The sequence below is a fragment of the Streptomyces thermocarboxydus genome, assembly GCF_024760485.1.
Classification (GTDB): domain Bacteria; phylum Actinomycetota; class Actinomycetes; order Streptomycetales; family Streptomycetaceae; genus Streptomyces; species Streptomyces cellulosae.
Map to the genome: position 1 here is coordinate 1,019,862 of NZ_CP058273.1, position 13,398 is coordinate 1,033,259.

The window sequence follows — 13,398 nt, forward strand, 5'->3', positions numbered from 1 at the left end:
CCGGTAGGGCGGTCTACGGCCTGTCCGGCGGATCACGCCGAGGACGCGGGGTTGCAAGACGCTGCGCCCTTCCCCCGACTTGATCCGCCGGACAGGCCCTAGCGGTGGCCGGCGACGGACCGGCGGGACACGGGGAAGTCGAAGTAGGTGTCCGGGTAGGCCTCGGGCTTGAAGGTGTAGTGCCACCACTCCTCGGCGAGGTTCACGAAGCCGAGATCCTCCAGGGTGTTCTTCAGCAGCATCCGGTTGGCGCGCTGTTCGCCCGTGATGCGCGGGTCGAGGGTGTGGCTGAGGGTGTCGAAGCAGTCGTAACCGGTGCCCATGTCCACGGAGTTGTCGGGGAACCGCTCGTCCTGGGGTGCGAAGCAGGGGGCGAGGGATTCGCCCGGGCGGTAGGGGCGGGTGGGGTGGGCGGGGAGTTTCACCAGGGTGAGGTCGACGGTGGAGCCGCGGCTGTGGCCGGACTTCTCGGCGATGTACCCGTCGGCGAACAGGCGGGTCTTGTCGACGTTCGGGTAGAACTCGGCCTTCATGGTCTGGTCGTCGAGGTCCTCGGCCCAGCGGACGAAGTGGTCCACGGCGCGCTGCGGGCGGTAGCAGTCGTACACCTTGAGGGAGTAGCCCTGCGGCAGCAGCCTGCGCTGGGCGGTGCGGAGGGCCTCGGCGGCGGGGCGGGTGAGGATGCACAGGGGCTGGCGGTAGCCGTCGATGCGCTCGCCGGTGAAGTTGTGCGGGGTGACGTAGCGGATCTCGTGCAGGATCGTCGGGTCGACGCTGTGGAGGGCCACGAAGTCGCGGGGCGCCCTGGGTTCGGGGGTGGCCCGGGCGGGTGCGGCCGCGGCGGTCGCGGTGAGCAGGGCGGCGAGGGTGGTGACCAGGGCGCGTACCGCGCGGGGAGAACGTGTCATGTCCCCTGCATCTACCAGACGGAGGCGGTCGCGCGGAAGCAGGCGCCCCGACCCGTTCTGTCACCGACCTTGACGCTTCCTGACCGCCGGTGAACACTTCCGGTGTCAGTCGACATCGCCGTACATCTCGGCGCATTTGGCGCGCCACGGCAGGGCGTTCACCGACGCCAGGACTCCCCCACGGGCGATGCGGCCGCGACGGCACGCTCGTCACGGACGCCGGGCGGGGCGCGGATCCTCCCTGCCTTCGGCTGAAGTCGCCACGGGAAACGCACCCTGCACGTGAGGTCCGGGGCCGACCGTCCTGGGCCCCGGCCCAGGAGCCGCCATGAGCAACGGAGACATATTCGTCGGCGAGGTCATCGGCACCGCCATCCTCATACTCTTCGGCGCCGGCGTGGTCGCCGCCGTCGTCCTCAACTACTCGAAGGCGAAGGACGCCGGCTGGGTGGTCATCGCGTTCGGATGGGGCTTCGGCGTGATGGCCGGGGCGTACACCGCGGCCCCGCTGTCCGGGGGCCACCTCAACCCGGCGGTCACCCTCGGGATCGCCATCGACACGGGCGAGTGGGACAAGGTCCCGGTCTACGTGGCCGGGCAGATGGTCGGCGCGATGCTGGGCGCCCTGCTGTGCTGGCTGGTCTACTACGCGCAGTTCGAGGCCAACGCCGAGGAGGACATCTCCCAGCCGACGCTCGGCGTCTTCTCCACCACCCCGGCGATCCGCCGACCGGTCGCCAACCTCGTCACCGAGATCATCGCCACCATGGGCCTGGTGCTGCCGATCCTCGCGTTCGGGCTCACCAAGGGGCTCGGCGAGTCGGGCACCGCGATCCTCATCGTGTCGTTCCTGGTCGTCGGCATCGGCCTGTCGCTCGGCGGCCCCACCGGATACGCCATCAACCCGGCCCGTGACCTGGGCCCGCGCATCGTGCACGCGCTGCTCCCGATCCCCCGCAAGGGCACCTCCGACTGGGGGTACGCGTGGGTGCCGGTCGTGGGGCCGCTCATCGGCGGGGCGCTGTCCGGGCTCGTGTTCAACGCAGCGTTCTGATCCCGCAGCACCGACGAAGGGGACGTCATGACGGACAAGTTCGTCGCCGCGATCGACCAGGGCACCACCTCCAGCCGTTGCATCGTCTTCGACCAGCACGGCGCGATCGTCGCCGTCGACCAGCGCGAGCACCGCCAGATCTTCCCGAAGCCGGGCTGGGTGGAGCACGACGCCACGGAGATCTGGTCCAAGGTGCAGGCCGTGGTGGCCGGCGCGCTCGCCAAGGCGGGCCTGCGCGCCGGCCGGCTCAGCGCGCTGGGCATCACCAACCAGCGGGAGACGACGGTCCTGTGGGACCGCTCCACGGGCAAGCCCGTGCACAACGCCATCGTGTGGCAGGACACCAGGACCGCCGGGCTGTGCGCGCAGCTCGGCGGCTCCGACGGGCAGGACCGGTTCCGCGACCGCACGGGGCTGCCGCTGGCCAGCTACTTCTCCGGGCCCAAGGCGGCCTGGCTGCTGGACAACGTGCCCGGGCTGCGCGCCCGCGCGGAGAACGGCGAGATCGCCTTCGGCACCATCGACTCCTGGCTGATCTGGAACCTCACCGGCGGCACCGACGGCGGACGGCACGTCACCGACGTGACCAACGCCGGGCGCACGATGCTGATGAACCTGGAGACCCTCCAGTGGGATCCGTCCATCCTGGAGGCGATGAACGTCCCGGAGGCGATTCTCCCGGAGATCAGGTCCTCCGCCGAGGTCTACGGCACCGCCGTGGGCCAACTCGCCGGGGTGCCCGTCGCCTCCGCGCTGGGCGACCAGCAGGCCGCGGTCTTCGGACAGGCCTGCTACGACGTCGGCACCGCCAAGAACACCTACGGCACCGGGAGTTTCCTGCTGCTCAACACCGGTGACCGGCCGGTGCCGTCGAAGCACGGGCTGCTCACCACCATGGGCTACAAGATCGGCGACGAGGCGCCCGTGTACTGCCTGGAGGGGTCGATCGCCCTCACGGGCGCCCTGGTGCAGTGGTTCCGCGACCAGCTCGGCATCATCCGCACCGCGGACGAGATCGAGCCGCTCGCGGCGAGCGTGGAGGACAACGGCGGCGCCTACATCGTGCCCGCGTTCTCCGGCCTCTTCGCCCCGTACTGGCGCTCCGACGCGCGCGGAGTGGTCACGGGCCTGACGCGTTACGTCACCAAGGCGCACCTGGCGCGGGCGGTGCTGGAGGCGACGAGCTGGCAGACGCGTGAGGTCGTCGACGCCATGTACCAGGACTCCGGGGTGCGCATCACCACCCTGAAGGTGGACGGCGGCATGACCAGGAACGGCCTGCTGATGCAGCACCAGGCGGACGTGCTCGGGGTGCCGGTGATCAGGCCCCGGGTGTCGGAGACGACCTGTCTGGGCGCCGCCTACGCGGCCGGGCTCGCCACGGGTGTGTGGAACGGCCTGGACGAGCTGAAGTCGCACTGGCAGAGGGACGCCGAGTGGACGCCCGCCATGGAGACGTCCGTACGGGACCGTGAGTACCGCAACTGGCGCAAGGCGGTGGAGAAGAGCCTCGGCTGGGTCGAGGAGGGCGAGGACTGAGCCACGCTCCTCCGTGGTGCGGCGGCTCGCGCTCCTGTCGGCGGGAGCACGGGCCGCGTCCTCGCGGCCGGGTCAGGTGGTGACCGCGCCGCGCCGCCGCGCGGCCTGGGTCATGGCGTGCTGGACGACGCCGACCAGGACCTCCTTGACCGACTCGCGGTCGCGCGCGTCGCACAGCACCAGCGGTACGTCCTCGTCGAGGTCGAGGGCCCGCCGTACCGCGTCCTCCGGGTAACGGGCCGAGCCCTCGAAGCAGTTGACGCCGACCACGAAGGGTATGGCGCGCCGCTCGAAGTAGTCGACGGCGGCGAAGCAGTCCTCCAGGCGCCGGGTGTCGGCGAGGACCACCGCGCCCAGCGCGCCCTCGGACAACTCGTCCCACATGAACCAGAACCGCTCCTGGCCGGGCGTGCCGAACAGGTACAGCACCAGGTCCTCGCGCAGGGTGATGCGCCCGAAGTCCATGGCGACGGTGGTGGTGCTCTTCGCCTCGACGCCGCTGGTGTCGTCGACGGGCCGCCCGGCCTCCGTGAGGAGTTCCTCGGTGCGCAGCGGCCTGATCTCGCTGACCGCGCCGACGAGCGTGGTCTTGCCCACGCCGAAGCCGCCCGCCACCAGGATCTTGAGCGTGACGGGCTCGACCGGGGGCTTGCCGCGCTCAGAACGCCCGAAGATCATCGGTCTCTTCTCCTGCTCGATGGTGGTCGGGCGGCGGGCCGTATCCCCCGCCGCCGGGGGTTTCGATGACGAGGACGTCGCCGGGGCCGACGTCCGCCGAGTCGCTGCCGGCGAGCCGGCTGACGGTGCCGTCGGCGCGCTCGATCCGGTTGGCCCCCGTCGCTCCGGGGAGCCCGCCCGCCATGCCGTAGGGCGGGACCCTGCGGTGCTGGGACAGCGTGGAGACGGTCATGGGCTCCAGGAAGCGGATGCGGCGTACGGCTCCGTCGCCGCCGCGCCACCGTCCGGCGCCGCCGCTGCCCCGGCGCACGGCGAACTCGTCGAGCTGGACGGGCAGTCGCCACTCAAGGATCTCCGGGTCGGTGAGCCGGGAGTTGGTCATGTGGGTCTGGACGACGGGTGCGCCGTCGTAGCCGTCCCCGGCGCCGGAGCCGGACGCCACGGTCTCGTAGTACTGGTGACGGGCGTTGCCGAAGGTCACGTTGTTCATGGTGCCGGACCCCTCGGCCTGGACGCCGAGCGCCGCGTAGAGGGCGCCGGTGACGGCCTGTGAGGTCTCCACGTTGCCCGCGACGACGGCGGCCGGGGGTGCGGGCGCCAGCAGGGAGCCGGGCGGGACGACGATGCGCAGCGGCCGCAGACAGCCGTCGTTGAGCGGGATGTCGTCGGCGACGAGGGTGCGGAAGACGTACAGGACGGCCGCGTTGACGACGGAGAAGGGCGCGTTGAAGTTGGTGGCGAGCTGCGGTGAGGTGCCGGTGAAGTCGATGGTCGCGGAGCGTCCGGCGCGGTCCACGCTCACCCTGACGCGGATGACGGCGCCCGCGTCGGTCTCGTAGGCGTACTCGCCGTCGTCCAGGGCGTCGATGACGCGGCGCACCGCTTCCTCGGCGTTGTCCTGGACGTGCCGCATGTAGGCCTGGACGACGTCGAGCCCGTAGGTGTCGATCATGCGGCCGACCTCTTCGACGCCCTTGTGGTTGGCGGCGATCTGGGCGCGCAGGTCGGCGAGGTTGGTGGCCGGGTTGCGGGAGGGGTGGCGGGCCTCGGTGAGGAGGCGGTGGGTCTCCTCCTCGCGGAACCGGCCGTTCTCGGTGAGCAGCCAGTTGTCGAAGAGGACGCCCTCCTCGTCGATGGTGCGGCTGTTCGCGGGCATGGAGCCGGGGGCGATGCCGCCGATCTCGGCGTGGTGGCCGCGGGAGGCGACGTAGAAGAGGACCTCGGGGTCCGTGCCGTCCTGAGGGGGGCCGAAGACGGGGGTGATGACGGTGACGTCGGGCAGGTGGGTGCCGCCGTGGTACGGGTCGTTGACGGCGTAGGTGTCGCCGGGGCGCATGGAGGCGCCGCGCCGCCGGATGACCTCCTTGACGCTGGTGCCCATCGAGCCGAGGTGGACGGGGATGTGCGGGGCGTTGGCCACCAGGTTCCCGTCCGGGTCGAAGAGGGCGCAGGAGAAGTCCAGCCGTTCCTTGATGTTGACGGACTGGGCGGTGGACTCCAGGCGGGCGCCCATCTGTTCGGCGATGGACATGAAGAGGTTGTTGAAGATCTCCAGCAGGACCGGGTCGACCTCCGTGTCCGCCTCGGACCCTTGCGGGACGGCCACGCGTTCCATGACGAGGTGTCCGTCATCGGTGGTCGCGGCCTGCCAGCCGTCGTCGACGACGGTCGTGGAGCCGTCCTCGGCGATGATCACGGGGCCGGTGACGGTCTCGCCGGGAGGGAGGTCCTCGCGGCGGTGGAGGGGGACGTCGCGCCAGGCGCCGCCGGTGTGGAGGCGGACGGTGACGGGTGCGGCGGGCCGGCCCGACCAGGTGGCGAGGGCCGAGAGGTCGGGGGGTTCGGTGGTGCCGGTGGCCTCGACGGAGAGGGCCTCGACGACGACCGGGCGGTCGAGGGTGAAGGAGTAGGTGGCGCGGTGCCGGTGCTCGAAGGCGCGCCGCATGGTGTCCGGGTCGGTGAGCTCGACCGTGAGGGTGGTGTCGGTGCCGTCGTAGCGGAGCTGGGCGCGGCGGGTGACCTGGACGCGCTCCTCGGGGACGTCCTCGGCGAGGAGTTCGGCGCGGGCCGCCTCCTCCAGTTCGTCGGCGGTCGCGTGGACGCGGGGCATGGCGACGGGCTCCAGCGGCGCCTCGACGGAGCGTTCGCGCATGGCGGTGGTGTCGGCGAGGCCGATGCCGAGGGCGGACAGCACGCCCGCCATGGGCGGCACCAGGACGGTGCGGATGCCGAGGGAGTCGGCGACCATGCAGGCGTGCTGGCCGCCCGCCCCGCCGAAGGTGGTCAGGGCGTACCGCGTGATGTCGTGGCCCTTCTGCACGGAGATCCGCTTGACCGCGGCCGCGATGTTGGCGACGGCGATCTGCAGATAGCCCTCGGCGACCTGTTCGGGGGTGCGGTCGTCACCGGTGCTCTCGTGGATCTCGCGGGCGAGGGCGGTGAAGCGCGCCCGGACCGCGTCTGCGTCGAGCGGCTGGTCGCCGCGGGGGCCGAACATGGCCGGGAAGTGGGCGGGCTGGATGCGGCCCAGCATGACGTTGGCGTCGGTGACGGCGAGCGGGCCGCCGCGCCGGTAGCAGGCGGGGCCGGGGTCGGCGCCCGCGGAGTCGGGTCCCACGCGGTAGCGGGAGCCGTCGAAGTGCAGGACCGAGCCCCCGCCGGCGGCGACGGTGTGGATGTCGAGCATCGGCGCACGCAGCCGCACCCCGGCGATCTGCGTGGTGAACACCCGCTCGTACTCGCCGGCGAAGTGGGAGACGTCGGTGGAGGTGCCGCCCATGTCGAAGCCGATGACCCGGTCGAACCCGGCGAGCTGCGACATGCGGGCCATGCCGACGATCCCGCCGGCCGGCCCGGACAGGATGGCGTCCTTGCCGCGGAACTGACTGGCCTCGGTGAGCCCGCCGTTGGACTGCATGAACATCAGCCGTACGCCTTCGAGGGCGTCGGCGACCTGGCGCACGTAGCGGCGCAGCACGGGTGAGAGGTAGGCGTCGACGACAGCGGTGTCCCCGCGCGGCACCAGCTTCATCAGCGGGCTGACCTCGCTGGACAGGGAGATCTGCGGGAAGCCGACGCGGGCGGCGAGTTCCCCGACGGCCTGTTCGTGGCCGGGGTGGCGGTCGCTGTGCAGGCAGACCACGGCGACGGCCCGGATCCCGTCGTCGTACGCCTGCCGCAGCGGGCCTTCGAGGGCGTCGAGGTCGGGGGCGCGCAGCACGGTGCCGTCGGCGGCGACGCGTTCGTCCACCTCGATCACCCGCTCGTGGAGCGGTAAGGGCAGGTCGATGCGGCGCGCGAAGATGTGCGGGCGGTTCTGGTAGGCGATCCGCAGGGCGTCGCGGAAGCCCCGGGTGACGACCAGCAGCGTGCGCTCCCCGGTGCGTTCGAGGAGGGCGTTGGTGGCGACGGTGGTCCCCATGCGGACCGCGTCGACGGGGTCGCCGGACCCGCCCAGCAGCGCGCGGACGGCGATCACGGCCGCGTCGGCGCCGGGCGGACCCGAGCGGTCCGGGTCGGGGTTGTCGGAGAGCACCTTGCGGGTGAGCAGCCTGCCGTCGGGGCGGCGCGCGACGATGTCGGTGAAGGTGCCGCCTCGGTCGACCCAGAACTGCCAGCCTGTCACGTCACTACCCCGCTTCCGCGCCGGTCACAGCGCCCGGAGGCCGTTGATCACGTCGCGCAGAATACTCTCGTCCGGCAGCTCCGCCGGGGGTACCGGCCGGTTCACATGGACGAATTCCGCGTCCACGAGATCGCCCACGAGGACCCGGACCACGCCCACCGGCAGATCCAGCCCGGCGGCGAGTTCGGCGACCGTCTGGGGGGTGTCGCGGCACAGCCCGACGATGTCGACGTGCTCCGGGGACAGGGAGGGGTCCTCCTCCGCGTCGTCCGCGTGCGGCTCCGCGACGACCACGGCGATCAGGTCGAGGCGGTGCTGGGCCGCACTGGTGGTGCGGCCCCGCGTCATGGCGTACGGACGGACGACCGGTCCGGCCTCGTCGTCGAACCAGTGGCTACTACCCTGACCGTGATCGCTCATGTCGGTCCACTACCCACCCGAGGGCAGATCGGTGCGCGGCGCGGCGCCCAGGTGCACGCCGACGCGCTTCACCAGGAGGGTCATCTCGTAGGCCACCTGGCCGACGTCGGAGTCGGCGTCCGCGAGGACCGCGAGGCAGCTGCCGTCCCCGGCGGCGGTGACGAACAGGAACGCCTCGTCGAGCTCGACGACGGTCTGGCGGACCTCACCGGCCTCGAAGTGGCGGCCGACGCCCTTGGCGAGGCTGTGGAAGCCGGAGGCGACGGCGGCCAGGTGCTCGCTGTCCTCCCGGGTGAGGTCCTTGGAGGCCCCCGTGGGCAGGCCGTCGCCGGAGAGCACGATCGCCTTGCGGATGCTGGCGACGCGGTCCACCAGGTCGTCGAGGAGCCAGTTCAGCTCGCCCTTGTCGTTCGTGTGGCCGGTGGCGCTCGGTTCGGTCATCGACCGTCCCCCTTTGTCCTTCGTCGTGGTGCTGTGCCGCTGCCGGCGTCGTCGCCCGCGGCGTTCTCCTCCCGGCCGCGCTGCCAGCCGCGCTGGAGCGAGGCCATGCGGCTGCGCACTTCGTCCGCGTCCCGTTCGGCGGGGCGGGCCCGGTCGGTCTTCCGGGTCGCGGCCTCGCGTTTGAGCTGCGGGGCCAGGCTGGCCTGCCGCACGCGCCGGGGCAGTGGTGCGCTGTCGGGCTGCGGTGTGCCGGTGTCCGTGTCGTCGGTGACCGGTGAGGAGTCGTCGGGGCCGCCGCCGGTGGTCGCGGGGCGGCGGGCGGGACCCGCGGGCGCTTCGGGTGTGCGCGCGTCGGGCGCCCACGCGTCGGCGCGCTCGGGTCCCGTGGTGCGGCGGCGGCTGGGCAGGGCGCCGGGCTGCTCGGCGTCGCCGGGAGGGCAGCGGTGGGGGCTCGTCCGCGTCGGGGCGGGCGTGCGGGGCGCCGTCGTCGTCGGTCCGTGCGCCGCGGGCCCGCTGGTCCCGGACCGGGCGGCCGTGGGAGCTGACCAGCTTGGGGGTCGCCCTGCGGGTGAGCGGCACGGGTGCGCTCCCCCGCTCGCCGGTCTCGTCCGGGTCGTCGTCGGCGCTGTCGTGCCGTGGGGCGTCGCGGCCGGGCCGCTCGTCGTCGGTGAGGGAGCGGCGGGGCCGGAACAGGGCGCCGTGCTCGCCGTCCTCGTCGTCCAGGGCGGGGAAGCCGTCGAGGGCGTCCAGGTCGACGGGCCCCTCGAGTTCGACCGGCCCGTCCAGCACGGAGGCGGGCAGTCCGGGCAGGGCCACGGGCACCTGGGAGAGCGCGGCACGGCGGCTGTCCGCCGGTTCCTTCTCCGTACGGCGCGGGCGGTCGAGGCGGAACCCGATGCCGTTGGTGTCGGGCACGTCGTCGGTGAGCAGCGCGTCCGGGATGAAGACGACGGCCGTGGTGCCGCCGTACGGGGAGGGCTGCAGGGAGACGCGGACGTTCTGCCGCTGGGCGAGCCGGCTGACCACGAACAGGCCGAGCCGGTCGGTGTCGGACAGCTCGAACTCCGGTGTTTCCGCGAGCCGCAGGTTGGCGTCGAGCAGCGCGTCGGCGGCCATGCCGAGGCCCCGGTCGTGGATCTCCAGGGTGAAGCCGTTGCCGACGCGCTCGCCGACGACCTGGACGGCGGTGTGCGGCGGGGAGAACACCGTGGCGTTCTCCAGCAGTTCGGCCACCAGGTGGGTGAGGTCGGCGACGGCGGGGCCGGTGACGGCCACGCGGGGCAGGCGGCGGACCTCGATGCGCTCGTAGTCCTCGACCTCGGCGACGGAGGCCCGGACGACGTCCATGAGCTGGACGGGCTTGCGCCACTGCCGGGAGGGGGCGGCGCCGGAGAGGATGACCAGGCCCTCGGCGTGCCGGCGCATACGGGTCGTCAGGTGGTCGAGGCGGAACAGGTCGGCGAGTTCCTCGGTGTCGTCGGTGCGGCGTTCCATGGCGTCGAGCAGGGTGAGCTGCTTGTGCAGCAGCACCTGGCTGCGGCGGGCGAGGTTGACGAACACCTCGGAGACGCCGGCGCGCAGTTCGGCCTGCTTGACGGCGGCCTCGACGGCGGCGCGCTGGAGGGTGTTGAGGGCCTGGCCGACCTCGCCGATCTCGTTCTTGTCGTACTCCAGGCGCGGGACCTCGGTCTCCACGTCCACCTGCTCGCCGGCGGAGAGGCGGCGCATCACGCTGGGCAGCCGCACGCCGGACGCCTCGTGGGCCTCCAGGCGCAGCTGCCTGAGGTCGCGGATGAGTTTCCGGCCGACGCGCACGGAGAGGTACAGGGAGAACAGCAGGGCGGCGAGGCCGAGCACGCCGGCGACGACGGCCTTGGCGATGACGCCCAGGGCGACGGGCCGGACGCGTTCCTGGTAGCGGTCGGTCGCCCGGTCGTTGAGGGCGCCGAGTTCGTCGAGCACCTTGCCCGCCGCGGTGTCCCAGCTCTTGGCGGTGACGCCGCGGGGCTCGCCGTCCTCGGCGAAGACGGCGGCCTGCTCGCCGACCCGCAGCGGGGCGGTCGTGGCGTTGCCCCAGAAGGTGTCGTAGCGGTCGCGCTCGTCGGCGGGGAGCTGCGGCAGGGCGGTCTCGTAGAGCAGGGTGCGCTGGGCCATCAGGTCGGAGACGTCCCGGACCTCGGTGGGGGCCAGCTTGCCGACGATCAGGGCGGAGCCGAGCAGTGCGTCCTCGCGGGAGAGCAGTTCGCGGGCACGGGAGAGGTTCACCAGGGCTCGGTACTGCTTGTCCAGGCCGACGTCCTCGACCACGTGCAGGTCGGACAGCAGGACGTAGCAAGGGTCGACGAGGCGGTTGTAGAGGTCGAGCGCCTGACGGCGGTCGACGGTGCCGTCGTCGACGCTGCGGCGCAGGGACTCGATGCCCTCGAACGAGTCGAGTGCGGCGTCGAGTTTCTCGGAGCTGCCGTGCATGGCCTCGCGTACGTCTGCGGCGGTCGCGCTCCTGCGGACGGCGGCCACGGCCCTGTCCGTGGCGGCGCGGCTCGCCTTGAGGGCCGTGAGGCCGTCGGAGGCGCGGGGGTCGGCGAGATGGACGAGGGTCTGCCGCCGCTCCTGCTGGAGGAGGCGGACGGTGTCCTCGACGGGGTAGCCGACCTCCTCCATCACGGACGACACGTCGAACAGGTGGCTCGCCTCACGGCTCGTGATCACGGTGGTGAAGGCCCAGAGCGTGGTCAGGGACACCAGCGGCACGAGGAGCAGCGCCACGATCTTCCGGCGGATGGACTTCCCGCGAAAGCGCATGGCCTCCCCCAGCTCGGCCCCCCGGGCGACCGGGGGCACACATGTGCGTCAACAAACGGCGCGAGCCTACTACCGCCCCGGGGACAACTCGAAGACCCGTCCGGAGGGTTCGATTCCGGCACGCGGTCGGTTCGGGCGGAGTTGTCCGGCCATTACGGGAGATTGCCTCCCGGAATCCGGGACGAGTTCCCCGGCCCTTTCTCCCGGGTTTCACACACGGGTTGGCCTGAATCTTTCCCGACCGGGAATCTTCATGAGCCTCCGCACGTCCTTACCTGCGGGACATGGGGGCGGAATCGGCCACAGGAGCCGTGTCCCGCACCTGGGCGGCGTAAATCAGCGCATCCCGGGCAGCCAATGGGGAGCCGGGTCTTCGGACAGCAGCAGCGGGCTGGCGGCGGTGGGGAGTGACACGGGTGATGGGCACGGCGGAGCGGCGTGAGACGTCCGGGGACGGCACGGAGGCGCGGGAGGTGACGCGGCGACAGGCCGCGCAGGCCCCGCGTGCGACGGGCGCGGCCGGACGGCAGGCGGACGGCGGACCCGCCCGGGAGGCGCCCGAGGTGAGGGCGGCGTACCGGCCGCTGTGGGTGGAGGAGCCCGCCCAGCGGCGCAGGCTGCCCGATCCGGTGCGGACGGCCGCGGTGCGGGCGGTGCTGATCATCGCGGTGACGCTGATCCAGGCCACGGTGGCCGTGCTGTGCACGCTGGCCGGGTCCTGGCTCGCCTTCCCGATGGTCATCAGCAGCGTCGTCAGCACGATCGCGGCCACCTGGGCGGTGCTCGACGTGTGGGTGACCCGCCAGGTGTGGAACCAGCGGCACGGCGTGGTGTCCACGCCCGCCAGCACGGCCCGGGCGCTGCGCCGTGAGCGGCGCCAGGCCCGCCGGGCGGAGCGGGCCGCCGAGCGCGGGCGGGCCCGCATACGCCGGCGCGGCGGCGCCGGTCAGCTGTCGCACCCGTAGGGCGTCCCGTCGGTAGGGTGGCGTTCCGTACGACGCGCGGTGAGCGCGGTGCGCGACGGCCCGGCGGGCGGTGCGCACCGGGTGTACGGAGAGATGGGGGGCCGGCCATGACCCGTGCGGGGCGGCCCGGAGAGCGGCGGAACAACCCGAGCGGCGCCGTGCAGTCCGTGGACCGTGCGGTGAGCGTGCTGGAGATTCTCGCCCGCCGCGGCGAGGCCGGGGTCACGGAGATCGCCGACGAGCTGGGCGTGCACCGCTCCACCGCGTTCCGGCTGCTGGGCGTCCTGGAGAACCGCGGCCTGGTCGCACAGGCGGGCGACCGGGGCAAGTACCACCTGGGCGCCGGAGTGCTGCGCCTCGCGGGCGCGGCGGCCGTGCGCCTCGACGTCTCGCAGGAGGCCGTTCCCGTCTGCCGTGACCTCGCCGACGAACTGGGCGAGACGGTCAACGCCGCCGTGCCGGACGAGGACGCGGCCGTCAACATCATGCAGGCGCGCGGCACGGCCGCGGTGACGGCACAGGACTGGCTGGGCCGGCGCACGGCGCTGCACGCGACGTCCAGCGGCAAGGTGTTCCTGGCCCATATGACGCCCGCGCGCCGCGAGGAGCAACTGGCCCGCCCCCTGCGCCGGTTCACCGAACACACCGTCACGGACCCGTCCGTGCTGCGCTCCGAGCTGGAGCGGGTGCCGGAGCTGGGATACGCGGCGACCCGTGAGGAGCTGGAACTCGGCCTCGTCGCCGTCGCGGCGCCGGTCCGTTCGCACGACGGCACGGTGATCGCCGCGATCAGCGTCTCGGGTCCGGTGTTCCGGATGACCCCGGACCGCATTCCGGCGCTGGGCGCCAGGACGGCCGCGGCGGCGGAGGAGCTGTCGCGGCGGATGGGGTACGGGTTCTAGGCGCGCGCCCTAGGCGCGCGCCGGTCGGTCAAGGCGCCGCCAGGCGCGTCACCAACCTGCCCGG

Annotated in this window: 9 protein-coding genes and 1 pseudogene; 4 read left to right on the forward strand and 6 right to left on the reverse strand. The window is 72.8% G+C overall.

Annotated features, from left to right (window positions below):
* Positions 1–98: 98 nt before the first annotated feature.
* Positions 99–908 (reverse strand): M15 family metallopeptidase, encoded by an 810-nt coding sequence (locus AY578_RS04785; RefSeq protein WP_258902106.1) that lies wholly within the window; start codon positions 906–908, stop codon positions 99–101.
* Positions 909–1,236: 328 nt separating this feature from the next.
* On the opposite strand from AY578_RS04785, the gene AY578_RS04790 reads away from it, so the two are divergent.
* Complete coding sequence (locus AY578_RS04790) at positions 1,237–1,962, forward strand: MIP/aquaporin family protein (RefSeq protein WP_019526447.1); 726 nt, start codon at positions 1,237–1,239, stop codon at positions 1,960–1,962.
* Positions 1,963–1,989: 27 nt separating this feature from the next.
* Positions 1,990–3,501: a glycerol kinase GlpK gene (gene glpK / locus AY578_RS04795; RefSeq protein WP_019526448.1), complete on the forward strand. Its 1,512-nt coding sequence runs from the start codon at positions 1,990–1,992 to the stop codon at positions 3,499–3,501.
* Between the two features lie 72 nt (positions 3,502–3,573).
* On the opposite strand, the gene AY578_RS04800 is transcribed toward glpK, so the two are convergent.
* The 5 genes and pseudogenes from AY578_RS04800 to AY578_RS04820 form a co-directional block, all read right to left on the reverse strand.
* Complete coding sequence (locus tag AY578_RS04800) at positions 3,574–4,179, reverse strand: GTP-binding protein (RefSeq protein ID WP_019526449.1); 606 nt, start codon at positions 4,177–4,179, stop codon at positions 3,574–3,576.
* On the reverse strand, positions 4,160–7,804 hold the full coding sequence (locus tag AY578_RS04805; protein ID WP_258902107.1) for a hydantoinase B/oxoprolinase family protein: 3,645 nt from the start codon (positions 7,802–7,804) through the stop codon (positions 4,160–4,162). The genes AY578_RS04800 and AY578_RS04805 overlap by 20 nt, the downstream gene beginning before the upstream one ends.
* Positions 7,805–7,828: 24 nt before the next feature.
* On the reverse strand, positions 7,829–8,224 hold the full coding sequence (locus tag AY578_RS04810) for a DUF742 domain-containing protein (protein ID WP_026244065.1): 396 nt from the start codon (positions 8,222–8,224) through the stop codon (positions 7,829–7,831).
* 9 nt (positions 8,225–8,233) lie between these two features.
* On the reverse strand, positions 8,234–8,665 hold the full coding sequence (locus tag AY578_RS34005; protein WP_006136686.1) for a roadblock/LC7 domain-containing protein: 432 nt from the start codon (positions 8,663–8,665) through the stop codon (positions 8,234–8,236).
* Positions 8,662–11,467: pseudogene (locus AY578_RS04820) on the reverse strand (nitrate- and nitrite sensing domain-containing protein). Before AY578_RS04820 ends, AY578_RS34005 begins: the two are co-directional and overlap by 4 nt.
* A 419-nt stretch (positions 11,468–11,886) precedes the next feature.
* Here AY578_RS04820 and AY578_RS04825 point away from each other — a divergent pair.
* Together AY578_RS04825 and AY578_RS04830 are read left to right on the forward strand one after the other, a co-directional pair.
* Positions 11,887–12,432 carry a hypothetical protein gene (locus AY578_RS04825; RefSeq protein WP_019526453.1) on the forward strand — a complete coding sequence of 182 codons (546 nt, stop codon included), beginning with the start codon at positions 11,887–11,889 and terminating at the stop codon, positions 12,430–12,432.
* 107 nt (positions 12,433–12,539) lie between these two features.
* Entirely contained in the window at positions 12,540–13,334 is a 795-nt protein-coding gene (locus tag AY578_RS04830) for an IclR family transcriptional regulator (RefSeq protein WP_258902108.1), read from the forward strand.
* Positions 13,335–13,398: the final 64 nt, after the last annotated feature.

What these genes read in the sequence shown, in the direction of transcription:
- AY578_RS04785 (WP_258902106.1), bottom strand. Translation starts at nt 908, where the DNA reads ATGACACGTTCTCCCCGCGCGGTACGCGCCCTGGTCACCACCCTCGCC.
- AY578_RS04790 (WP_019526447.1), top strand. Translation starts at nt 1,237, where the DNA reads ATGAGCAACGGAGACATATTCGTCGGCGAGGTCATCGGCACCGCCATC.
- glpK (WP_019526448.1), top strand. Translation starts at nt 1,990, where the DNA reads ATGACGGACAAGTTCGTCGCCGCGATCGACCAGGGCACCACCTCCAGC.
- AY578_RS04800 (WP_019526449.1), bottom strand. Translation starts at nt 4,179, where the DNA reads ATGATCTTCGGGCGTTCTGAGCGCGGCAAGCCCCCGGTCGAGCCCGTC.
- AY578_RS04810 (WP_026244065.1), bottom strand. Translation starts at nt 8,224, where the DNA reads ATGAGCGATCACGGTCAGGGTAGTAGCCACTGGTTCGACGACGAGGCC.
- AY578_RS34005 (WP_006136686.1), bottom strand. Translation starts at nt 8,665, where the DNA reads ATGACCGAACCGAGCGCCACCGGCCACACGAACGACAAGGGCGAGCTG.
- AY578_RS04825 (WP_019526453.1), top strand. Translation starts at nt 11,887, where the DNA reads ATGGGCACGGCGGAGCGGCGTGAGACGTCCGGGGACGGCACGGAGGCG.
- AY578_RS04830 (WP_258902108.1), top strand. Translation starts at nt 12,540, where the DNA reads ATGACCCGTGCGGGGCGGCCCGGAGAGCGGCGGAACAACCCGAGCGGC.